The sequence below is a fragment of the Citrobacter sp. C13 genome (assembly GCF_014596815.2).
Taxonomy (GTDB): domain Bacteria; phylum Pseudomonadota; class Gammaproteobacteria; order Enterobacterales; family Enterobacteriaceae; genus Citrobacter; species Citrobacter portucalensis.
Genome location: NZ_CP115024.1, coordinates 3,410,291 through 3,432,291 on the forward strand (window position 1 = coordinate 3,410,291; position 22,001 = coordinate 3,432,291).

The 22,001-nt window shown below is 51.5% G+C and carries 22 protein-coding genes; 16 read left to right on the forward strand and 6 right to left on the reverse strand.

Annotation, left to right across the window (positions count from 1 at the left end; all coding sequences use genetic code 11):
- Window positions 1-7: 7 nt before the first annotated feature.
- The 7 genes from mrdA to lipA all read left to right on the forward strand — a co-directional run bounded on the left by mrdA (window position 8) and on the right by lipA (window position 7,796).
- Entirely contained in the window at window positions 8-1,909 is a 1,902-nt protein-coding gene (gene mrdA, locus IB222_RS16470) for a peptidoglycan DD-transpeptidase MrdA (protein WP_003831292.1), read from the forward strand.
- A 2-nt stretch (window positions 1,910-1,911) separates the two neighbouring features.
- Complete coding sequence (gene mrdB / locus IB222_RS16475) at window positions 1,912-3,024, forward strand: peptidoglycan glycosyltransferase MrdB (RefSeq protein ID WP_003022718.1); 1,113 nt, start codon at window positions 1,912-1,914, stop codon at window positions 3,022-3,024.
- Window positions 3,025-3,034: 10 nt separating this feature from the next.
- Window positions 3,035-4,144 (forward strand): endolytic peptidoglycan transglycosylase RlpA, encoded by a 1,110-nt coding sequence (gene rlpA, locus IB222_RS16480; protein WP_032942683.1) that lies wholly within the window; start codon window positions 3,035-3,037, stop codon window positions 4,142-4,144.
- Between the two features lie 142 nt (window positions 4,145-4,286).
- The gene (gene dacA / locus IB222_RS16485; protein ID WP_003022711.1) at window positions 4,287-5,498 is read left to right on the forward strand and encodes a D-alanyl-D-alanine carboxypeptidase DacA; all 1,212 of its coding nucleotides are present in this window, start codon (window positions 4,287-4,289) and stop codon (window positions 5,496-5,498) included.
- 106 nt (window positions 5,499-5,604) lie between these two features.
- Window positions 5,605-5,868: a DUF493 family protein YbeD gene (gene ybeD, locus IB222_RS16490; RefSeq protein ID WP_003022706.1), complete on the forward strand. Its 264-nt coding sequence runs from the start codon at window positions 5,605-5,607 to the stop codon at window positions 5,866-5,868.
- A 114-nt stretch (window positions 5,869-5,982) separates the two neighbouring features.
- Window positions 5,983-6,624: a lipoyl(octanoyl) transferase LipB gene (gene lipB / locus IB222_RS16495; protein WP_149384123.1), complete on the forward strand. Its 642-nt coding sequence runs from the start codon at window positions 5,983-5,985 to the stop codon at window positions 6,622-6,624.
- Window positions 6,625-6,830: 206 nt separating this feature from the next.
- Window positions 6,831-7,796, forward strand: a complete 966-nt coding sequence (gene lipA / locus IB222_RS16500; protein WP_003022702.1) for a lipoyl synthase — start codon at window positions 6,831-6,833, stop codon at window positions 7,794-7,796.
- Between the two features lie 98 nt (window positions 7,797-7,894).
- Here lipA and tatE read toward each other — a convergent pair whose 3' ends face one another.
- Window positions 7,895-8,098 (reverse strand): twin-arginine translocase subunit TatE, encoded by a 204-nt coding sequence (tatE, locus tag IB222_RS16505; protein WP_003022699.1) that lies wholly within the window; start codon window positions 8,096-8,098, stop codon window positions 7,895-7,897.
- A 128-nt stretch (window positions 8,099-8,226) separates the two neighbouring features.
- Window positions 8,227-9,015 (reverse strand): deaminated glutathione amidase, encoded by a 789-nt coding sequence (locus IB222_RS16510; protein ID WP_103015082.1) that lies wholly within the window; start codon window positions 9,013-9,015, stop codon window positions 8,227-8,229.
- A 90-nt stretch (window positions 9,016-9,105) separates the two neighbouring features.
- On the opposite strand from IB222_RS16510, the gene crcB reads away from it, so the two are divergent.
- The gene (gene crcB / locus IB222_RS16515; RefSeq protein WP_003831281.1) at window positions 9,106-9,489 is read left to right on the forward strand and encodes a fluoride efflux transporter CrcB; all 384 of its coding nucleotides are present in this window, start codon (window positions 9,106-9,108) and stop codon (window positions 9,487-9,489) included.
- A gap of 52 nt (window positions 9,490-9,541) precedes the next feature.
- Here crcB and cspE read toward each other — a convergent pair whose 3' ends face one another.
- Together cspE and pagP are read right to left on the reverse strand one after the other, a co-directional pair.
- Window positions 9,542-9,751: a transcription antiterminator/RNA stability regulator CspE gene (cspE, locus tag IB222_RS16520; RefSeq protein WP_000034825.1), complete on the reverse strand. Its 210-nt coding sequence runs from the start codon at window positions 9,749-9,751 to the stop codon at window positions 9,542-9,544.
- A gap of 189 nt (window positions 9,752-9,940) precedes the next feature.
- Complete coding sequence (pagP, locus tag IB222_RS16525; RefSeq protein ID WP_003831280.1) at window positions 9,941-10,504, reverse strand: lipid IV(A) palmitoyltransferase PagP; 564 nt, start codon at window positions 10,502-10,504, stop codon at window positions 9,941-9,943.
- Window positions 10,505-10,966: 462 nt separating this feature from the next.
- On the opposite strand from pagP, the gene dcuC reads away from it, so the two are divergent.
- Window positions 10,967-12,352, forward strand: a complete 1,386-nt coding sequence (gene dcuC, locus IB222_RS16530; RefSeq protein WP_003022136.1) for an anaerobic C4-dicarboxylate transporter DcuC — start codon at window positions 10,967-10,969, stop codon at window positions 12,350-12,352.
- Window positions 12,353-12,468: 116 nt separating this feature from the next.
- Here the strand turns inward: dcuC and dpiA are convergent, their stop codons facing one another.
- Together dpiA and dpiB are read right to left on the reverse strand one after the other, a co-directional pair.
- A complete protein-coding gene (gene dpiA / locus IB222_RS16535) occupies window positions 12,469-13,149 on the reverse strand; it encodes a two-component response regulator DpiA (protein ID WP_003831279.1) in 681 nt (226 codons plus the stop codon).
- Complete coding sequence (dpiB, locus tag IB222_RS16540; protein WP_126318852.1) at window positions 13,118-14,779, reverse strand: sensor histidine kinase DpiB; 1,662 nt, start codon at window positions 14,777-14,779, stop codon at window positions 13,118-13,120. Before dpiB ends, dpiA begins: the two co-directional genes overlap by 32 nt.
- 391 nt (window positions 14,780-15,170) lie before the next feature.
- On the opposite strand from dpiB, the gene citC reads away from it, so the two are divergent.
- From citC to citT, 7 genes are read left to right on the forward strand one after another with little or no spacing between them, the layout of a single operon-like run.
- Window positions 15,171-16,247, forward strand: coding sequence for a [citrate (pro-3S)-lyase] ligase (citC, locus tag IB222_RS16545; RefSeq protein WP_003831277.1), 1,077 nt, complete (start codon window positions 15,171-15,173; stop codon window positions 16,245-16,247).
- Window positions 16,244-16,540 carry a citrate lyase acyl carrier protein gene (citD, locus tag IB222_RS16550; protein ID WP_003831276.1) on the forward strand — a complete coding sequence of 99 codons (297 nt, stop codon included), beginning with the start codon at window positions 16,244-16,246 and terminating at the stop codon, window positions 16,538-16,540. Before citC ends, citD begins: the two co-directional genes overlap by 4 nt.
- Complete coding sequence (locus IB222_RS16555) at window positions 16,537-17,445, forward strand: aldolase/citrate lyase family protein (protein ID WP_003831275.1); 909 nt, start codon at window positions 16,537-16,539, stop codon at window positions 17,443-17,445. The genes citD and IB222_RS16555 overlap by 4 nt, the downstream gene beginning before the upstream one ends.
- 9 nt (window positions 17,446-17,454) lie before the next feature.
- Window positions 17,455-18,987 (forward strand): citrate lyase subunit alpha, encoded by a 1,533-nt coding sequence (gene citF, locus IB222_RS16560; protein ID WP_149384122.1) that lies wholly within the window; start codon window positions 17,455-17,457, stop codon window positions 18,985-18,987.
- Window positions 18,988-18,990: 3 nt separating this feature from the next.
- Entirely contained in the window at window positions 18,991-19,545 is a 555-nt protein-coding gene (gene citX, locus IB222_RS16565; RefSeq protein ID WP_149384121.1) for a citrate lyase holo-[acyl-carrier protein] synthase, read from the forward strand.
- Complete coding sequence (citG, locus tag IB222_RS16570; RefSeq protein ID WP_003831272.1) at window positions 19,514-20,419, forward strand: triphosphoribosyl-dephospho-CoA synthase CitG; 906 nt, start codon at window positions 19,514-19,516, stop codon at window positions 20,417-20,419. Before citX ends, citG begins: the two co-directional genes overlap by 32 nt.
- Window positions 20,420-20,444: 25 nt before the next feature.
- Window positions 20,445-21,908 carry a citrate/succinate antiporter CitT gene (gene citT / locus IB222_RS16575; protein ID WP_003831271.1) on the forward strand — a complete coding sequence of 488 codons (1,464 nt, stop codon included), beginning with the start codon at window positions 20,445-20,447 and terminating at the stop codon, window positions 21,906-21,908.
- Window positions 21,909-22,001: the final 93 nt, after the last annotated feature.

The window sequence follows — 22,001 nt, forward strand, 5'->3', positions numbered from 1 at the left end:
GCAGCGGATGAAACTACAGAATTCTTTTCGCGACTATTCGGCTGAGTCCGCGCTGTTTGTGCGCCGGGCGCTGGTCGCTTTTTTGGGGATTTTGCTGCTCACCGGCGTGCTGATCGCCAACCTTTATAATCTGCAAATCGTTCGCTTTACTGATTACCAGACCCGCTCGAACGAAAACCGCATCAAACTGGTGCCTATCGCCCCCAGTCGCGGCATCATTTATGACCGTAACGGAATTCCGCTCGCCCTTAACCGCACCATTTATCAGATAGAAATGATGCCGGAAAAGGTCGACAACGTTCAGGATACCCTCGACGCGCTGCGTAACGTCGTAGACCTGACGGACGACGACATTGCCGCCTTTAAAAAAGAGCGCGCCCGTTCACACCGCTTCACCTCCATTCCGGTAAAAACTAACCTGAGTGAAGTGCAGGTGGCACGGTTCGCCGTTAATCAATATCGCTTTCCCGGCGTCGAAGTTAAAGGCTATAAACGCCGCTATTACCCCTACGGCTCTGCGCTGACCCACGTCATTGGCTACGTATCGAAGATCAACGATAAAGACGTGGACCGCCTGGACAAAGACGGCAAGCTGGCCAACTACGCGGCAACGCACGACATCGGTAAGCTGGGTATTGAACGCTATTATGAAGACGTACTTCACGGCCAGACCGGTTATGAAGAAGTTGAAGTGAACAACCGTGGCCGCGTCATTCGCCAGTTGAAAGAAGTGGCGCCGCAGGCCGGGCACGATATCTATCTAACCCTTGACCTGAAACTCCAGCAGTACATTGAAACGCTGCTGGCGGGCAGTCGTGCCGCGGTGGTAGTCACAGACCCGCGTACCGGTGGCGTTCTCGCACTGGTGTCCATGCCGAGCTACGACCCGAACCTGTTTGTCGATGGTATCTCGAGTAAAGATTACTCCGGGTTGCTCAATGACCCGAATACCCCATTGGTTAACCGCGCGACTCAGGGTGTCTACCCTCCTGCTTCGACGGTTAAACCTTACGTCGCGGTTTCTGCATTAAGTGCGGGCGTCATCACCCGCAATACTGGTCTGTTCGATCCGGGTTGGTGGCAATTACCGGGCTCTGAAAAACGTTACCGCGACTGGAAAAAATGGGGGCACGGCCATCTGAACATCACCCGTTCTCTGGAAGAGTCGGCGGATACGTTTTTCTATCAAATCGCCTATGATATGGGGATAGACCGCCTTTCAGAATGGATGAGCAAGTTTGGCTACGGCCAATATACGGGCATCGATCTTGCCGAAGAGCGCGCCGGAAACATGCCAACCCGCGAGTGGAAGCAAAAACGGTTTAAAAAGCCATGGTACCAGGGTGATACCATTCCGGTCGGCATCGGCCAGGGTTACTGGACGGCAACCCCTATCCAGATGAGTAAAGCGCTGATGATCCTTATCAACGACGGTTTGGTAAAAGTCCCGCATCTGCTGATGAGCACAGCAGAAAACGGCAAGCAAGTGCCGTGGATACAGCCACACGAACCACCTGTTGGTGACATTCATTCCGGTTATTGGGAAATCGCAAAAGACGGCATGTACGGTGTAGCCAACCGTCCTAACGGTACTGCACACAAATATTTCGCTGGCGCACCTTACAAAATTGCGGCGAAATCCGGTACTGCACAGGTCTTTGGCCTGAAAGCCAATGAAACCTATAACGCACATAAGATCGCCGAGCGCTTACGTGACCACAAGTTGATGACGGCCTTCGCACCCTATGATAAGCCCCAGGTTGCTGTCGCCATAATCCTTGAAAACGGTGGCGCGGGCCCGGCTGTGGGTACCATTATGCGCCAGATCCTTGACCACATTATGTTGGGCGACAATAACACCAATCTGCCTGCAGAAAACCCCGCGGTTGCAGCAGCGGAGGACCAATAATCGTGACGGATAATCCGAACAAAAAAACATTCTGGGACAAAATCCACATCGATCCCACGATGTTGCTTATTTTGCTGGCGCTGCTGGTTTACAGCTCGCTGGTCATCTGGAGCGCCAGCGGCCAGGATATTGGCATGATGGAGCGCAAGGTCGGTCAGATCGCGATGGGCCTGGTCATCATGGTGGTGATGGCGCAAATCCCGCCCAGGGTTTATGAGGGCTGGGCACCCTATCTCTACATCTTTTGCATCATTCTGTTGGTGGCGGTAGATGCCTTCGGCGCTATCTCCAAAGGCGCGCAGCGCTGGCTGGATTTGGGGATTGTGCGTTTTCAGCCTTCCGAAATCGCCAAGATTGCCGTGCCGCTGATGGTCGCGCGCTTCATCAACCGTGATGTTTGCCCGCCATCGCTAAAAAATACCGCCATTGCGTTAGTGCTGATATTTATGCCCACCCTGCTGGTGGCCGCCCAGCCAGACCTCGGAACTTCAATTCTGGTCGCCCTTTCCGGTCTGTTTGTTCTGTTCCTTTCTGGTTTGAGCTGGCGTTTAATCGGTGTTGCAGTGGTCCTGGTTGCGGCGTTTATCCCGATACTGTGGTTCTTCCTGATGCATGATTATCAACGTCAGCGCGTCATGATGTTACTCGATCCGGAAACTGATCCGCTGGGTGCGGGTTATCACATCATTCAGTCTAAAATTGCTATTGGCTCCGGCGGTCTACGTGGTAAGGGCTGGCTACACGGTACGCAGTCGCAGCTTGAGTTTTTACCCGAACGTCATACAGATTTTATCTTCGCGGTATTAGCGGAAGAACTGGGTCTGGTAGGGATCTTAATTCTGTTGGCGCTGTACATTTTGCTGATTATGCGCGGATTATGGATCGCTGCCCACGCGCAAACCACCTTTGGTCGCGTTATGGCGGGTGGTTTAATGTTGATATTATTCGTTTATGTCTTCGTAAATATTGGTATGGTGAGCGGTATTCTGCCCGTGGTTGGCGTTCCTCTCCCACTGGTCAGTTACGGAGGCTCGGCACTTATCGTGCTGATGGCTGGGTTCGGGATTGTTATGTCGATCCATACCCATAGAAAAATGTTGTCGAAAAGCGTGTAAGGGGTACGCAATGCGTAAGCAGTGGCTTGGTATCTGCATCGCAGCAGGAATGCTCGCGGCGTGTTCGAGTGATGATGGTCAGCAACAGGGTGCTGTCGCGCCGCAGCCTGCGGTGTGTAATGGTCCGATTGTTGAAATCAGCGGGGCCGATCCGCGCTTTGAACCCCTGAACCCAACGGCGAATCAGGACTATCAGCGTGATGGTAAGAGCTACAAAATCGTCCAGGACCCTTCCCGCTTTAGCCAGGCAGGGCTTGCCGCTATCTATGATGCGGAACCCGGAAGCAACTTAACCGCGTCTGGTGAAGCGTTCGACCCGATGCAGTTAACCGCTGCGCATCCGACGCTGCCAGTCCCAAGCTATGCCAGAATAACTAACCTGGCAAATGGCAGGATGATTGTCGTGCGCATTAACGATCGCGGCCCTTATGGCAACGATCGCGTGATTTCACTTTCACGTGCAGCAGCCGACCGTCTGAATACCTCCAACAATACCAAAGTGCGTATCGACCCGATCATCGTCGCCCAGGATGGTTCCTTGTCCGGGCCGGGAATGGCTTGTACCACGGTAGCGAAACAAACCTATGCCCTGCCCGCGCGTCCTGATTTAAGCGGCGGTGGCAATATGGGCAGCATGCCTGCGCCATCGGATGCGGGTCAGCCGCAAGGCGATATTCGTCCGATCAGCAATTCCACGTTGAAAAGCGATGATACAACCGGTGCGCCAGTGAACAGCAGTGGATTCCTCGGTGCGCCGACCACGCTCGCTGCTGGCGTGCTGGAAGGTAGCGAGCCGACTCCGGCTCCGCAACCGACCACCACCGCACCGGTAACACCAACCGCACCAGCAGCAACACCAGCCGCCGTCGCTGCACCTGCGCCAGCGGCAGTCGCCAACGGACGCTACGTGGTTCAGGTTGGCGCAGTCAGCGAGCAGTCGCGTGCGCAGCAGTATCAAAAACGTTTAAGCCAGCAATTTGGCGTCCCAGGTCGGGTGGTACAAAACGGCGCAGTCTGGCGTATCCAGATGGGGCCGTTCGCCAGCAAAGCTGAAGCCTCCACATTGCAGCAGCGTCTTCAAGCCGAGGCGCAATTACAGTCCTTCATCACCGGCGTGTAATAACGTAAATCAGGTATCTGAACTGTCAGTTTCTGTAAATGACATTAACAAAGTCACGCGGAAAGTCAGATGCCTGCCCGTTTTGCATTTGCTATAGTAGGGCACTTTTTTTAATTTCATCACGGACGTCGTAGTTCAGACCATGAAGACCACTTTTTCCGCTCGTTTCGTGCAGCGTATGGCGCTCACCGCGGCTCTCTGCGCAGCTTCTCTCTCTGCTGCCCATGCCGATGACCTGAATATTAAAACCATGATCCCGGGTGTTCCGCAGATCGATGCGGAGTCATATATCCTGATTGATTACAATTCAGGCAAAGTTCTGGCAGAACAGAACGCTGACACTCGCCGCGATCCCGCCAGTCTGACCAAAATGATGACCAGCTACGTCATCGGCCAGGCGATGAAAGCCGGGAAATTCAAAGAAACTGATCTGGTCACCGTCGGCAATGACGCCTGGGCTACAGGTAACCCGGTCTTTAAAGGTTCATCATTGATGTTCCTGAAACCTGGCATGCAGGTTCCTGTTTCTCAGCTTATCCGTGGTATCAACCTGCAATCCGGGAATGACGCGTGCGTGGCAATGGCGGACTTCGCAGCCGGTAGCCAGGATGCTTTCGTCGGTCTGATGAACAGCTATGTGAACGCGCTGGGCCTGAAAAACACCCACTTCCAGACCGTTCATGGTCTCGATGCTGACGGTCAGTACAGCTCGGCTCGCGACATGGCGATGATTGGTCAGGCGCTGATTCGCGACGTCCCTAACGAATACTCTATCTATAAAGAAAAAGAGTTCACCTTTAACGGCATCCGTCAGTTAAACCGTAACGGCCTGCTGTGGGATAACAGCCTGAATGTCGACGGTATCAAAACCGGTCATACCGACAAGGCTGGCTATAACCTCGTTGCATCCGCAACCGAAGGTCAGATGCGTCTGATCTCCGCCGTCATGGGTGGCCGCACCTATAAAGGTCGTGAAACCGAAAGTAAAAAACTGCTGACCTGGGGCTTCCGTTTCTTTGAAACCGTGAACCCACTGAAAGTCGGTAAAGAGTTTGCTTCAGAGCCCGCCTGGTTTGGTAATACCGATCGTGCATCGTTAGGCGTAGATAAAGATGTCTACCTGACTATTCCGCGCGGCCGCATGAAAGATCTGAAAGCAAGCTATGTGCTGAACACCACGGAACTGCACGCACCGCTGCAGAAAAACCAGGTTGTCGGCACCATCAACTTCCAGCTTGATGGCAAAACTATTGAGCAGCGCCCGCTGGTAGTCCTGCAGGAAATCCCTGAAGGCAACTTCTTTGGGAAAATCATTGATTACATTAAATTAATGTTCCATCACTGGTTTGGCTAAAAATCGAACACTTGAAAGTGTGATTTACGTCCCCATATACTAGGTATCCAGATAACTCCCACGCGCTGTGGGAGTTATTATTTATTGATGTAACGCCGGAGCTGACATGAAAACCAAACTTAACGAACTGCTTGAATTCCCTACTCCATTTACTTACAAAGTAATGGGGCAGGCGTTGCCTGAGCTGGTTGATCAGGTGGTTGAAGTGGTACAGCGCCATGCGCCAGGTGATTACTCTCCGACGGTAAAACCGAGCAGCAAAGGCAACTACCACTCGGTCTCAATCACTATTACTGCTACACACATTGAGCAGGTTGAAACGCTGTACGAAGAATTAGGCAATATCGATATCGTTCGCATGGTGCTGTAAAAACCTGTTGGTTACCCGCTGCATCCCCGCTCGGGTAACCCCTCCCTCCTGTGATATACTTTTTCCCCTCTTTTATATTCTCTACTCTATGTGAGTATCTACGGAGATGCCGTTTTGTATCAGGATAAAATTCTTGTCCGCCAGCTCGGTCTTCAACCTTACGAGCCAGTTTCTCTGGCCATGCACGAATTCACCGATACCCGCGATGAAAACAGTTATGACGAAATCTGGCTGGTAGAGCATTATCCTGTCTTTACCCAGGGTCAGGCAGGGAAAGCAGAACACGTACTGATGCCGGGCGATATTCCGGTGATCCAGAGCGATCGTGGCGGCCAGGTGACCTACCACGGACCGGGCCAGCAGGTCATGTATGTGCTGTTGAATCTGAAGCGTCGTAAACTTGGCGTTCGCGAACTGGTTACGCTGCTGGAGCAAACCGTTGTGAATACCCTTGCGGAAATCGGTATTGACGCCCACCCGCGAGCCGATGCGCCAGGTGTTTATGTCGGTGAGAAGAAAATCTGCTCTTTGGGGTTACGTATTCGTAAAGGATGCTCATTTCACGGCTTAGCGCTCAACGTGGATATGGACTTGTCGCCTTTCCTGCGTATCAATCCTTGTGGTTATGCCGGAATGGAGATGGCGAAGGTATCGCAGTGGGATAGCACCGCCACGACCGAGAGCGTTCGCCCCCGTCTGCTGGCTAACATTCTGACGCTGTTAGGTAACCCACCGCACGAGTACATCGCGGACTGAAAATACGCGCATACTTTGCCGCGGCATATGTTGTGGCAAATGGCACAAAACAACAACTATTTTACATTTTGCCAGCCTGTCAGGCTGCTTTCTGGCCCGTTTCAATGATATACTGCGTATCACTAATTCAAAAATAGTTGATAAATGCAACATTCCCTTGAATTGAAACGCTTTCCTTCGTAATTCGCAACTGGAACACGCAAGCTATGAGTAAACCCATTGTGATGGAACGCGGTGTTAAATACCGCGATGCCGATAAGATGGCTCTTATCCCGGTAAAAAATGTGGCAACAGAGCGTGAAGCCCTGCTGCGTAAACCGGAATGGATGAAAATAAAACTGCCAGCGGACTCCACTCGCATCCAGGGCATCAAAGCGGCAATGCGCAAAAATGGCCTGCACTCTGTCTGCGAAGAAGCTTCCTGCCCTAACCTGGCTGAATGTTTCAATCACGGAACTGCAACCTTTATGATCCTCGGCGCAATCTGTACCCGCCGTTGCCCATTCTGTGACGTTGCCCATGGCCGTCCGGTTGCTCCTGATGCTAACGAGCCGTTAAAACTTGCTCAGACGATTGCTGACATGGCGCTGCGCTATGTCGTCATTACCTCCGTTGACCGCGACGATCTGCGTGACGGCGGTGCTCAGCACTTTGCTGACTGCATCACCGCTATTCGTGAGAAAAGCCCGTCGATTAAAATCGAAACGCTGGTGCCTGACTTCCGTGGTCGTATGGATCGTGCGCTGGATATCCTCACGGCCACCCCGCCGGATGTGTTTAACCACAACCTCGAAAACGTACCACGTATTTATCGCAATGTTCGTCCAGGTGCTGACTACAACTGGTCACTGAAGCTTCTGGAACGTTTCAAGGAAGCGCACCCGGAGATTCCGACCAAATCAGGTCTGATGGTCGGTCTGGGCGAAACCAATGCGGAAATCATTGAGGTCATGCGTGACCTGCGCAGTCATGGTGTAACCATGTTGACGCTGGGGCAGTATTTACAGCCAAGCCGCCATCACCTGCCGGTTCAACGCTATGTGAGCCCGGATGAGTTCGATGAGATGAAAGCCGAAGCTATGGCAATGGGCTTTACCCATGCAGCCTGCGGTCCATTCGTTCGCTCTTCATACCATGCTGATATGCAGGCCAAAGGGCTGGAAGTGAAGTGATCGTGTAATACTCACTTACATTTCAGCAATAAAAAAACCGGCAAATTGCCGGTTTTTTTTCATGCAGAGTATGCAGTATGAGCATCATGCTCCTGACATTACTCTTTATGAGAAAGCTTCTCAGCCTGAACGCTACCATCAGCATCTTTCTTAGCATCGGCATTATCGTCGTTCATTGCTTTTTTGAAGCCCTTGATTGCCGTTCCCAGGTCTCCACCCAGTGTACGTAACTTCTTGGTACCAAACAGCAGAACAACCAGTGCGGCAACCACCAGCAGTTTGGTAATACTAATCTCACCCATAGATACCTTCTTGACTTAAACCAGGCTGCATAAAGCGCCATATTAACCTGAGAATATTAACGGCCTTTCGACGCGCGCACACAATAGCAATCTGTAACAAGGTGAATCAAGCCTTGTTTAAAAAAACGTCATAATAATTGCGGTGGCGCAAAGCGTCGGTTACTTAACACCGGGAGTTGTGCCCTAACCTGCCTCACCCGCTCGGCGGAAACCTCGGCCATAATTAGCGCAGGCGTTTCTGCCGCAGCAGCAATGGTCACACCAAAGGGGTCGATGACCCTGCTTTGGCCGATATTCTTGTTACCGCACTCTCCCGCCGCAATCAAGTAACACGTCGCATCTAACGCTCTTGCCGCCAAAAGCGTAGCCCAGTGATGTTCTTTAAGCGATCCCCGAACCCAGGCTGCGGGTAAGACAAGAATTTCCGCTCCCTGCAATGCGTGCGCCAGCGCCAGCTCAGGAAAGCGCAGATCATAACAGGTCATTAACCCTACTTTTAACCCGTCTACGTCCAGCAGCGGCGCTATGGCGTCCCCTGCATCCACATTACGTGACTCCTGAATCGAAAAGGCATCATAGAGATGTAATTTAGCGTAATGGGCCACGACCTGACCTGCCCGTAGCGCCACCAGCATGTTAAACGCCCGGCCTGGCACAGAAGGAACATGAATTGTCAGGATTGTCGTCATCTCGTTTTGCGCGCTTTCTCGCAGCAAGCGCGTCAAAAATCCGCCCTCCAGCAGTTGAGCTGATTTCACTGACAGGTCAGGGTCCAGATCGTCACGGGCCAGAAGCGCCTCCGGTAATACCAGCAGCGACGCCCCCTCTCCTGCAGCCTGTGACATCAATAAGACGCAGGTTTCTGCATTTTTTTCCCATGAAGGTCCCACGGCAAATTGCCCTGCTGCAACGAACATATTTCCTCCAGAAAACGTTGTTAGGCTCGCCAACCACGATTATTCAGCGTTACACTCATCCTATATACAATCAAATAGCAGGATTATGCAGTGTTACAACTCCTTTTAGCGGTTTTTATCGGTGGTGGTACAGGTAGTGTAGCAAGATGGATGTTGAGCATGAGGTTTAACCCGCTCCATCAGGCCATCCCATTCGGTACGCTGGCTGCAAACTTACTTGGCGCATTTATCATTGGTATGGGTCTGGCATGGTTTAATCGCATGACTAACATTGATCCAATGTGGAAGGTACTGATTACCACTGGCTTTTGCGGGGGACTAACAACGTTCTCCACTTTCTCAGCTGAGGTGGTGTTTTTGCTACAGGAAGGACGCTTTGGTTGGGCTATGGTGAATGTACTGGTTAATCTGTTGGGATCATTTGCGATGACCGCCCTGGCATTCTGGCTGGTTTCAGCCTCTCCCGCGCACTGAAGCGAAAAAAAACCCGCAATTAAGCGGGTTTTGAATGCTTGCTGTCGTATGCTTACAGAGCGATTACGTTTGCAGCAGAAGGGCCTTTGGCACCGTTAGTGATTTCGAACTCTACACGCTGACCTTCAGCCAGAGTTTTAAAACCATTGGTCTGGATTGCAGAGAAGTGTACGAACACGTCTTTGCTGCCATCTTCCGGAGTAATGAAACCGAATCCTTTGGACTCATTAAACCACTTAACGTTACCTTTAATCTTAGACATCAAAATTACCTTTACATGAAAAATAGACACAAATGCTGTGTCGGGTATCAGTACAACAATTGTGGTGGACTTTGTCCAGTCGAACTTTATCAAAAAGTGATAAATGTCGCGTTATTTTTCAGTTAAAGTTAATATCACACTGTTTTCAAAAGACTTTTTAATAATCCACCTGACAATACAGGTAGTCCATCAAAACTGGAAACGCATCCATGCAAAGTAGACGTTACCGTTGTTGTACGTTCCCGGAATGTAGGTCATCTGGAACGTTGCCGGACCATACCCTATCGATGCCAGCGGTAACAGCACGGGTACCGGAATGTAGTTCCAGTTATCGCGCGCGGTAAAACCAGCGGTAAAACCGAGACCTGTATGGAAATTTTCATCTGCCAGCGGTCGCCAGGTTTTTTCCCACCCATAACCACCAATGGGTTCCCATTTATTGTAGGAATCCTTAAAGGCCATTATATAAAGCCCGTGCCAGTTACCTTTATCATCCCAACGAGATTGACCAAAGCCCGCCCCCCATGGGCGTTCATTGTAGCGATCCGTTTTTTCTTTATCATAAGCAAAACGCGCATGCCAGGTAATAGCCGGCACGTACAGATCATAATGTTCTGGCTGCTGCCAGGTTTCACTGACATTGTCTTTAAAAGTAGCGAACCAACCTTTATCTTCAGCAGCGCCCTGGGGAATGAAAGCTAACTGAATAAAAAGAAATGAAAAAATGAGAAAATATCGTTTAGCGACAATCACAACTTAATTACCATCCTGGGATTTATTATTAATTGTAGCAAACCCAACCTTAATGTTAGCTTAACAAAAATGCGCAGCTAAAAAATCAGAATAATCCTCAGCCTATAATTTTTAAGATAAATATCCATGAATTTATTGAGTCATCTGATAGGAACTATTTTCTCTTTATTGCCATTAAATTGTTCTTTCCTGCGGGAAAAGTTAAATAACATTACAATAAATTAACAATTAAGAATCAATATCACCACAAAACACACACAGCGGCGCTGCACTTCACAGTTTTTTATTGTGAGATTCTTTTTTTAACCACGATGCTGAAAAATCGGCTTAGCCATCGCTTGAATCCGTATTTTTATTGATTTTAATCAGCAAGAGTTATCGGTTTATTAGGCACATTCTGTCACCACTTTTTACTTTTTTTAGTTTTTTTACTTTCTGGGCAGCAATGCGACAGGGGAAACGATGTTGACATTTATTGAACTCCTTATTGGGGTTGTGGTTATTGTGGGTGTAGCGCGCTACATCATTAAAGGTTATTCCGCGACAGGCGTACTGTTTGTTGGCGGTCTGGTTTTGCTGATTATCAGTGCGCTGATGGGGCATAAAGTTTTGCCGTCCAGCGCGGCATCGACAGGCTATACGGCAACAGACATTGTTGAATATATTAAAATTTTGCTGATGAGCCGTGGTGGCGATCTCGGCATGATGATCATGATGCTGTGTGGTTTTGCCGCTTATATGACCCATATTGGCGCGAACGATATGGTCGTTAAGCTGGCCTCCAAGCCTCTGCAATACATCAACTCTCCTTACCTGCTAATGATTGCCGCCTATTTTGTCGCCTGCCTGATGTCACTGGCGGTTTCGTCAGCAACCGGTCTGGGCGTATTGCTGATGGCAACACTGTTCCCGGTCATGGTTAACGTAGGGATCAGCCGTGGCGCCGCAGCGGCCATTTGCGCCTCCCCTGCTGCAATTATTCTTTCACCAACATCCGGTGATGTGGTGCTGGCGGCAAAAGCGGCGGAAATGCCGCTGATCGATTTCGCCTTTAAAACCACGCTGCCAATTTCCATTGCCGCCATCATTGCTATGGCGATTGCCCACTTTTTCTGGCAGCGTTTTCTGGATAAAAAAGAGAACATTTCTCATGAAATGTTAGATGTAGCTGAAATCACCACGACTGCCCCGTCATTTTACGCCATTCTGCCGTTTACCCCGATTGTTGGCGTCCTGATTTTTGATGGTAAATGGGGCCCGCAGCTGCATATCATTACGATTCTGGTTCTGTGCATGCTCATCGCAGCTATTCTGGAATTCGTACGTGGGTTCAACACCCAAAAGGTTTTCTCTGGTCTGGAAGTCGCTTACCGTGGCATGGCGGATGCCTTTGCTAACGTGGTGATGTTGTTAGTCGCTGCGGGTGTTTTTGCCCAGGGTCTGAGCACAATCGGCTTTATTCAGAGTCTGATTTCTATCGCCACCTCGTTTGGTTCGGCGAGCATTATTCTGATGATGGTGCTGGTGATCCTGACTATGCTGGCGGCAATGACTACGGGTTCCGGTAACGCTCCGTTCTATGCCTTCGTTGAGATGATCCCTAAGCTGGCGCATTCCTCCGGCATTAACCCAGCTTACCTTGTTATCCCGATGCTGCAGGCGTCAAACCTTGGACGCACAATCTCCCCGGTCTCCGGCGTGGTGGTTGCTGTTGCAGGTATGGCGAAGATTTCTCCGTTCGAAGTGGTGAAACGTACTTCGGTTCCGGTTCTGGTTGGGCTGTTGGTTGTGATTATCGCAACTGAAGTGATGGTACCAGGCTCTTCTTCAGCCGTCGTTGGCGGCTGATACTCAGTGAAATGTAGGCCGGATAAGGCATTCACGCCGCATCCGGCATTTCGACTGCAACGTTGCCGGATGTCGATGCTAAAGCATCTTATCCGGCCTACGTCAGAAATTAGCATTTAGCCGCCGTGATAGATACGCTGCGGCCTACCCACCTTACCGTGAATAATCTCCGCAATAATCAAATGACGGCTGGCACAGTACTCCAGGTAGCGTCTGGAAGTCGTTCGGCTGATGGTGAGCGCCTGGGCGATCGTTTCTGCTGTATGGTGTACCGTCGGATCGGCGAATAATTTCAACACTGCATTCAGCGTTAACGCATCAATCCCGGTCGGTAAATCCCCTTTCGGCTCGCCCCGCGCGTAGGCATTAAACATCTCATCTATCTGCTTTTGACTGGCGCTATCATTACCGGCCAACATGCGTCGACGCTGTTGATAACGCGTCAGGGTCTGCCCCAGCCGCTCGTAGGCAATGGGTTTGACCAGGTAATCAAACGCGCCGCTGCGCACAGCTTCGGAGACTGTTTCCATGTCGCTGGCCGCCGTGGTAAACACCACACCGCCCGGATAACGCGCCTGGGTTAGCTCATGCAATAAGGTAATTCCCTTGCCGTCCGGCAAGTAGTTATCGAGCAGAATCAAACCGGGCTTAAAACGCTCAATCATCATCCTCGCCTGCGCAAGATTACCCGCCAGCCAAATCTGGCTGAAGCCGGGTATATGGCGGATATATTCAGCATGCATTTCCGCCAGTAGCGTTTCATCCTCAACGATCAATAGCGTTAATGGTTCCGTCATTGTTTTTTTTCACTTTCGGAAGAAATAAAGAAAATAAGGTGCCGCAGGGGGAGTTATCTTCGAGCGTAATCACCCCGTCACAGCGCCTCACATAACTTGCAATAAGATACAAACCGATGCCATGTTCACCTGGTTCATCGGTACGGGTGCTCACACCCTGTTCAAATATTTTTTCACGCAATGCTTCCGGCACACCGCATCCCTGATCGGCAACTTCGATGATCACGTCATCCCCTTCATCGCTCAAATAAAGCTCTACGACCTTGTTGCCTTGCTGGGTGCGCAAGCTCGCTTCAAATGCATTATCAAGCAGATTGCCAACAATTGCTGCAAACTCTGTGCTATCCAGCCCCTCGGGGAGTTGATGCAGTTGGCTGCCCGGAACAATAGTCATGGTGAGACCCAGTTCCCGCGCGCGCTGCACCTTGCCAAACAACAGACCGGCTACCTGACGATCGGCAAACGCGCCGCGCAGGCTGTCAATCAGTTGCTGTTGCGCCTGGGATTCTCCCTGCACCATGGCCAGAACCTTGTCATACTCTTTCATTTGCAGCAGACCATTGATGGTCGACATCCAGTTCAGGTGCTCATGACGCAGCGTTCTCAGGCTCTCTACATACTGTTTGATCTGCGTTAACTGCGCATTAAGAGTAGCAATTTCATCTTTACTACGAAAACTGATGATTGCCCCAAGCAGTTCGTCACCGGAGCGAATCGCCTCACGGTTGGCGATAACGCTCAGTCCATTAAAGTTGACCATCGCATCCTGTCGTTTTTCCGCAATCTGTTGGGTGAAAAAGTCCGCTGGCTGAACCACCTCACTCACCGGTTTTCCAAGCCACTTTCTCCCAGGTGAAGACAGCCCCAGCATTTTCCTCGCACTGCGATTTATTGCGGTGATATATCCATCAGGATCCACGGCAATCAATCCTTCATATACCGAGCTAAACAACGCTTCCTGCTGACGTACCACCCGCGCAATTTGTTTCGGTTCCATACCCAACATCTGCCGACGAATATGGGCAGCGAAAAACCAGGAGAGCAGCATAAGTACCAGCAACAGCAGGATAAACACGCCGGCCATCGGAAGTAAGAAGTCCGATCGCCAGCTATCGATTTTGCTGATCAGATAACCAATTGAGACTACGCCAATGATTTTGCCATCGTCATCAAAGATGGGCGTTTTAGCGCGCATTGCCATCCCGATGGACCCTTTACCGGTAATAAAGTAGCTCTCCCCTTTTTCCAGCGCGCCGGGTTTGGTGAACTGCATCGGATAGCCAATCTTTTCCGGGTTCGGATGATATAGACGAATGGAGTTGGTATCCCCGATAACCACATAGTCGAAGTCAGTTCCGCTCTGCAGTTTGTCGGCAATCGTCGCCAGCCGCTTGTAATCACGATGCTTAACCGCCGTGATGATACTGTCGTTAGAGGCGATGATTTTGGCCTGATTCATTGCCATATCGCGGACATGCGTTGCCAGATAATCTTCAAAGCTGGCGGTAAAGTATTGTGCCAGGGCGGCAATGATAAAAACAGAAACGACCAGAATAAGCAGAAAGATACGTAAAGGAAACGCCAGACTGCGGAAAAAAGGAAACCGTGTTTTATTTTTCTGTTCTGTCATCACATTTTTCCTCACCGACGTTAACTAAAACTAATTTCTCATTGTAGTTGTAATTAAAATGTTCTATTTACACGTTATGGTATAAAACATGATCGTTGCAGATTCCCCACCTTAAATCAATTAAACAAATTAAAACCACACCTTATTTTAGGGTTAAATTAATTAAAAAACTTAAAACCATAAAACACATTAAAACCTTCTAACTTATTGTGAAATAAATCAAAAATTACCTCCAAAATACCCCTTACGATGTATGCAGCAGGGAAAAAAAGAAATACTCCGTAATAAAAAACCATTCCCTTCAATTGCAAACAAAACGTTATCAGGTTGCTAAACAGAGCAACAAAAACAGAAACCCAGTAACAAATATAGCATCGGGGCTCTATTCACTATGTTCGGTAATAATATATTCACGCAAGTTAAACGCTCAGAAAATAAAAAGATGGCGGCTATCGCGCAATTTCTGAAAGAGAATGATTTGAGCGTAGATACGACCGTCGAAGTATTTATCACCGTCACCCGTGACGACCGTCTGATTGCCTGCGGTGGTATCGCTGGGAATATTATTAAGTGTGTCGCAATCTGTGAATCTGTCCGCGGCGAGGGTTTAGCGCTAACGCTGGCGACCGAGTTAATCAACCTTGCCTATGAACGCCATTGTACGCACCTCTTCATCTATACCAAAACCGAGTACGAATCGCTGTTTAAACAGTGCGGTTTTTCTACGCTCACCAGCGTTCCCGGCATTATGGTATTGATGGAAAACAGCACCACACGTCTGAAACGCTACGCCGAATCACTGGCAAAACAGCGTCATGATGGGAAAAAAATTGGCTGTATCGTCATGAACGCCAACCCCTTCACCAACGGACACCGTTTTCTGATCCAACAGGCAGCCGCGCAATGTGACTGGCTGCATCTGTTTTTGGTGAAAGAAGATACCTCACGTTTTCCGTATGAAGACCGCCTGGATCTGGTGCTTAAAGGAACAAAAGACATTCCACGTTTAACCGTGCATCGCGGTTCGGAGTACATCATTTCCCGCGCCACGTTCCCGTGTTACTTCATCAAAGAGCAGAGCGTTATTAACCACTGCTACACCGAAATAGACCTGAAAATCTTCCGCCAGTATCTGGCTCCGGCTCTCGGCGTCACGCACCGCTTCGTCGGTACTGAGCCGTATTGCACTGTCACCTCCCAGTATAACAACGATATGCGTTACTGGCTGGAGACCCCAACGCTTCCCGCCCCGCCGATTGAACTGGTGGAAATTGAGCGGCTGTGTTTCCAGGAGATGCCGATTTCCGCCTCCTGGGTGCGCAAGCTGCTGGTTAAAAAAGATCTCACGGCTATCGCATCCCTGGTCCCTGACGCCACGCTGCAGTATCTGCAAAGCATGGTTGAACGAGCCTCATCGGGTGCGGCAGTCCGCCAAAATACCCCCGCATTAGCAACAGGTGAAAAATGAAAATAAACCAGGCAGCCGTCGCAGGCACACTCGAGTCCGGTGATGTGATGATTCGCATCGCCCCACTCGATTCGCAGGATATTGACCTGCAGGTTAACAGTAGCGTCGAAAAGCAGTTCGGTGATGCCATACGGGCCACCATTCTGGACGTTCTGTCCCGCTACAACGTACGCGGCGTGCAATTGAATGTTGATGATAAAGGCGCACTGGACTGCATTTTACGTGCGCGACTGGAAGCACTTCTGGCCCGCGCTGGCGGTATTCCGGCACTGCCATGGGAGGATTGCCAGTGATTTCCGAATCTTTGCAGCAACGTAAAACCCGTACTCGCCGCAGCATGTTGTTCGTACCGGGCGCCAATGCCGCCATGGTCAGCAACTCGTTCATCTACCCGGCAGATGCGCTGATGTTCGACCTGGAAGACTCCGTCGCGTTGCGTGAAAAAGATACCGCTCGCCGCATGGTGTACCACGCGCTGCAGCATCCGCTGTATCACGACGTTGAAACCATCGTGCGTGTAAACGCCCTCGACTCCGAATGGGGAATCAACGACCTTGAAGCTGTGGTACGCGGCGGTGCTGACATCGTACGTTTACCGAAGACCGATACCGCGCAGGATGTCATCGACATCGAAAGCGAAATTCTGCGTATCGAAAATGCCTGTGGCCGTGAGCCAGGCAGCACCGGTCTGTTGGCTGCCATCGAATCGCCGTTAGGCATTACCCGCGCGGTAGAAATTGCCCATGCTTCCGAACGTCTGATCGGTATTGCCCTGGGTGCGGAAGACTATGTACGTAACCTGCGCACTGAGCGCTCACCGGAAGGTACTGAACTGCTGTTTGCCCGCTGCTCTATTTTGCAGGCTGCACGTTCTGCCGGTATTCAGGCGTTCGACACCGTGTATTCCGATGCCAACAACGAAGCGGGTTTCCTGCACGAAGCCGCACACATCAAGCAACTGGGTTTTGACGGCAAATCGCTCATCAACCCGCGCCAGATCGAACTCCTGCATAACCTGTACGCCCCAACGCGCAAAGAGCTGGCTCACGCCCGTCTGGTTGTGGAAGCCGCTGAAGCCGCTGCTCGCGAAGGTCGTGGTGTAGTTTCCCTGAACGGCAAAATGGTCGACAGCCCGGTTATCGAGCGCGCCCTTCTGGTTATCTCCCGTGCAGAACTTTCCGGCATTCGCGAAGAATAAGGCAAAAAAATGACGCAGAAAATCGAACAGTCTCAACGCCAGGATCGCGTGGCGACCTGGAGCCGTCATGCAGAAAGTGAGCTTTCCGCTTATCAGAGCACCGCAAAAGTAGAATTGCAGGCGCAAAAACCGCGCGACAAAAAGCTGTGCGCTAACCTGGAAGACGCTATTCGTCGTTCAGGTTTACAGGATGGTATGACCATCTCTTTCCACCACGCTTTTCGTGGTGGCGATCTGACGATTAACCTGGTGATGGACGCCATCGCCAATATGGGCTTTAAAAATCTGACGCTGGCCTCCAGCTCTCTGAGCGACTGTCATGCTCCACTGGTTGAGCACATCCGTCAGGGCGTGGTTAGCCGCATTTATACCTCCGGTCTGCGTGGTCCGCTGGCGGAAGAAATCTCACTTGGCCTGTTGGCCGAACCGGTACAAATTCACTCCCACGGTGGCCGCGTGCACCTGGTGCAAAGTGGCGAACTCAGCATTGATGTGGCGTTCCTCGGCGTGCCGTCCTGCGACCAGTTTGGCAACGCCAACGGTTATACCGGTAAAGCGTGCTGCGGCTCACTGGGCTATGCCCGCGTAGACGCCGAAAACGCGAAACAGGTTGTCCTGCTGACTGAACAGCTGCTGACCTATCCGCATAACCCGGCCAGCATTACGCAGGATCAGGTAGATCTGATCGTGCAGATCGATCAGGTTGGCGATGCTGACAAAATTGGTGCCGATGCGACCCGCATGACCACCAACCCACGTGAACTGTTAATCGCCCGTAGCGCGGCTGAGGTCATTGCTAATTCCGGCTACTTCAACGAAGGCTTCTCACTGCAGACAGGAACCGGCGGCGCCTCTCTGGCCGTTACGCGTTTCCTGGAAGACAAAATGCGCAGCCGCGATATCCGTGCCGACTTCGCGCTGGGCGGCATTACCGCTACCATCGTTGACCTGCACGAAAAAGGCCTGATTCGCAAACTGCTGGACGTTCAGAGCTTTGACCGTAACGCCGCGGAATCGCTGGCCCGCAATCCAAACCATATCGAAATCAGTGCCAACCAGTATGCCAACTGGAGCTCAAAAGGCGCATCCGTCGATCGTCTGGACGTCGTGGTGCTCAGCGCGCTGGAAGTTGATACCAGCTTCAACGTGAACGTACTGACCGGTTCTGACGGCGTACTGCGCGGCGCATCCGGTGGTCACTGTGATACTGCGGTTGCCGCTGCGCTGTCTATCATCGTCGCGCCGCTGGTTCGCGGACGCATCCCGACCCTGGTTGATAACGTGCTGACCTGTGTAACCCCAGGCTCCAGCGTTGACATTCTGGTCACCGACCACGGTATCGCCGTCAACCCTGCACGTCCGGAACTGGCAGAACGTCTGAAAGAAGCCGGTATGAAAGTGGTGTCCATTGAATGGCTGCGCGAACGTGCACAGCAGCTCACCGGTCAGCCACGCGCTATCGAATTCACTGACCGCGTGATTGCCGTTGTGCGTTACCGCGATGGTTCAGTGATTGACGTTGTGCATCAGGTGAAGGAATAAGCCATGCACCTGCTCCCTGAACACGCCACCCGACACGCGGTTTCCATTCCCGAGCTGCTCGCCAGCCGCGATGAGAGACAGGCAAGGCAACAGGAGTGGCTGACACGCCACTCTGCGCCGCTGGTCTCGTTTACCGTCGTCGCACCGGGACCGATTAAAGACAGCGAATTAACCCGTCGTATCTTTAATCACGGCGTAACCGCCTTGCTCGCGTTGGCGGAACAATCCACCTGGATTGTCAGGGAGCAAACAGCGCTGGTTTCTGCCAGCGGTCCAGAAGGTCTTTTGTCTATTGAGGCTCCGGCCCACGACCTCAAGCTCGCCACAATTGAACTTGAGCATTCACACCCGCTGGGACGGCTATGGGACATCGATGTCCTGACCCCTGAAGGGGAAATTCTGTCCCGGCGTCATTTCGCACTCCCTGCCCGCCGCTGTCTGCTGTGCGAGCAAAGTGCTGCCGACTGTGCGCGGGGTAAAACCCACGCGCTTTCCGACTTACTCACTCAGATGGAGGCACTGCTGCATGATGCCGATTCCCGCAACATCAACCAATAACGCAGTCCTCCCTCTGGATCTGCCTGATGCTTACGCAACGCTTGCGTGGCGCGCCATGTTGACTGAAGTCAACCTGTCGCCCAAACCCGGTCTGGTAGATCGTATTAACAACGGCGCGCATAAAGATATGGCGCTGGAAGATTTTCATCGCAGCGCTGAAGCGATTCAGTCATGGCTGCCACGTTTTATTGAATATGGGGCGTTTAGCGCACAGCTGTCGCCTGAGGATGTATTGAAAGGACTGCGCCCGCTGGGCATGGCCTGCGAAGCCGATATGTTCCGCGCCACCGCCGGGGTGAACACCCATAAAGGGAGCATCTTTTCACTGGGACTGCTGTGCGCCGCCATTGGCCGCCTGCACCAGCTCCAACTCACTGTTACCGCTGAAACCATTTGCTCTACGGCAGCAACATTTTGCCGTGGCCTGACCGAGCGCGAACTGCGCCAGAACAATCAACAACTCACGGCTGGCCAACGTCTTTATCAGCAACTGGGATTAACCGGCGCACGGGGCGAAGCCGAAGCGGGATATCCGCTAGTCATCCAGCATGCCCTGCCGCACTACCGCGCACTGCTGACTCAGGGCCGCGACCCTGAACTGGCGTTACTCGACACATTATTGCTGCTGATGTCTATCAACGGCGACACCAACGTGGCTTCACGTGGCGGCGCAGAAGGTCTGCGTTGGCTACAGCAGCAGGCCACCGCCCTGATGCAGCAAGGGGGGATTCGTACCCCTGCCGATCTCGAATATCTACACCAGTTCGACCAACAGTGCATTGAACGCAACCTCAGTCCCGGAGGCTGCGCCGATCTGCTGATCGTCACCTGGTTCTTAGCTCAGATTTCACAAGTTCATCATTATCACAATTAAAGATCCTTTCCGGAGAATCACACACATGTCTTTAGCAAAAGATAAAATATGGAAGTTACTGGCTCCATTGGTCGTAATGGGTGTCATGTTTCTTATCCCCGTCCCTGATGGAATGCCTCCACAGGCCTGGCACTACTTTGCCGTATTCGTGGCAATGATTGTCGGTATGATCCTTGAGCCAATCCCGGCAACAGCGATCAGCTTTATCGCCGTAACGATCTGCGTTATCGGCAGCAACTATCTGCTGTTTGATGCTTCAGAACTGGCCGACCCGGCGTTTAAAGCGGGCAAGCAAGCGCTGAAATGGGGTCTGGCTGGCTTCTCCAGCACCACCGTGTGGTTGGTGTTTGGTGCGTTTATCTTCGCACTGGGTTATGAAGTCACCGGTCTGGGCCGTCGTATCGCGCTGTTCCTGGTGAAATTCATGGGTAAACGTACCCTGACGCTTGGCTATGCGATTGTTATCATCGACATTCTGCTGGCACCGTTTACTCCATCTAACACCGCGCGTACCGGTGGCACCGTATTCCCGGTAATCAAAAACCTGCCGCCGTTGTTTAAATCATTCCCGAACGATCCTTCCGCGCGCCGTATCGGTGGATATTTGATGTGGATGATGGTCATCAGTACCAGCCTGAGCTCCTCGATGTTCGTGACCGGCGCTGCACCTAACGTACTGGGTCTGGAATTCGTCAACAAAATTGCCGGTATTCAAATCAGCTGGTTGCAGTGGTTCCTTAGCTTCCTGCCGGTCGGTATTATTTTGCTGATCGTTGCTCCGTGGCTGTCATACGTTCTGTACAAACCAGAAGTTACTCACAGTGCTGAAGTTGCCGCTTGGGCCGGTGATGAACTGAAAGGCATGGGTAAACTGACCCGTAAAGAGATAACGCTGATCGGTCTGGTATTGCTCAGTCTGGGTCTGTGGGTCTTCGGTGGTAAACTGATTGATGCAACCGCAGTGGGCCTGCTGGCTGTTTCCCTGATGCTGGCGCTGCACGTTGTACCGTGGAAAGACATTACCCGTTATAACAGCGCATGGAACACTCTGGTTAACCTCGCCACGCTGGTCGTTATGGCGAATGGTTTAACCCGTTCAGGCTTCATCGACTGGTTCGCCAACACTATGAGCACGCACCTGGAAGGCTTCTCGCCTAACGCGACCGTGATCGTTCTGGTACTGGTGTTCTACTTTGCTCACTACCTGTTTGCCAGCCTTTCCGCTCACACCGCCACCATGCTGCCGGTTATTCTGGCCGTCGGTAAAGGTATCCCGGGCGTCCCGATGGAACACCTGTGTATCCTGCTGGTACTGTCCATCGGTATCATGGGCTGTCTGACTCCATATGCAACAGGCCCTGGCGTTATCATCTACGGCTGTGGTTATGTGAAGTCCAAAGACTACTGGCGTCTGGGTGCTATCTTCGGCGTTATCTACATCGCTATGCTTCTGCTGGTCGGCTGGCCGATTCTGGCAATGTGGAGCTAATCATCCCGGTTCACGCCTGATGAAAATGATGCCAGTCAGCTAAACCTGACTGGCATTTTTTATGATTAAATAGATGATATTCAGAATTTATAT

Excerpts from the sequence above, each read along its gene's own strand:
- mrdA (WP_003831292.1), top strand. The coding sequence starts at position 8 with ATGAAACTACAGAATTCTTTTCGCGACTATTCGGCTGAGTCCGCGCTG.
- rlpA (WP_032942683.1), top strand. The coding sequence starts at position 3,035 with ATGCGTAAGCAGTGGCTTGGTATCTGCATCGCAGCAGGAATGCTCGCG.
- dacA (WP_003022711.1), top strand. The coding sequence starts at position 4,287 with ATGAAGACCACTTTTTCCGCTCGTTTCGTGCAGCGTATGGCGCTCACC.
- ybeD (WP_003022706.1), top strand. The coding sequence starts at position 5,605 with ATGAAAACCAAACTTAACGAACTGCTTGAATTCCCTACTCCATTTACT.
- lipA (WP_003022702.1), top strand. The coding sequence starts at position 6,831 with ATGAGTAAACCCATTGTGATGGAACGCGGTGTTAAATACCGCGATGCC.
- tatE (WP_003022699.1), bottom strand. The coding sequence starts at position 8,098 with ATGGGTGAGATTAGTATTACCAAACTGCTGGTGGTTGCCGCACTGGTT.
- IB222_RS16510 (WP_103015082.1), bottom strand. The coding sequence starts at position 9,015 with ATGTTCGTTGCAGCAGGGCAATTTGCCGTGGGACCTTCATGGGAAAAA.
- cspE (WP_000034825.1), bottom strand. The coding sequence starts at position 9,751 with ATGTCTAAGATTAAAGGTAACGTTAAGTGGTTTAATGAGTCCAAAGGA.
- dcuC (WP_003022136.1), top strand. The coding sequence starts at position 10,967 with ATGTTGACATTTATTGAACTCCTTATTGGGGTTGTGGTTATTGTGGGT.
- dpiA (WP_003831279.1), bottom strand. The coding sequence starts at position 13,149 with ATGACGGAACCATTAACGCTATTGATCGTTGAGGATGAAACGCTACTG.
- dpiB (WP_126318852.1), bottom strand. The coding sequence starts at position 14,779 with ATGACAGAACAGAAAAATAAAACACGGTTTCCTTTTTTCCGCAGTCTG.
- citC (WP_003831277.1), top strand. The coding sequence starts at position 15,171 with ATGTTCGGTAATAATATATTCACGCAAGTTAAACGCTCAGAAAATAAA.
- citD (WP_003831276.1), top strand. The coding sequence starts at position 16,244 with ATGAAAATAAACCAGGCAGCCGTCGCAGGCACACTCGAGTCCGGTGAT.
- citF (WP_149384122.1), top strand. The coding sequence starts at position 17,455 with ATGACGCAGAAAATCGAACAGTCTCAACGCCAGGATCGCGTGGCGACC.
- citX (WP_149384121.1), top strand. The coding sequence starts at position 18,991 with ATGCACCTGCTCCCTGAACACGCCACCCGACACGCGGTTTCCATTCCC.
- citG (WP_003831272.1), top strand. The coding sequence starts at position 19,514 with ATGATGCCGATTCCCGCAACATCAACCAATAACGCAGTCCTCCCTCTG.
- citT (WP_003831271.1), top strand. The coding sequence starts at position 20,445 with ATGTCTTTAGCAAAAGATAAAATATGGAAGTTACTGGCTCCATTGGTC.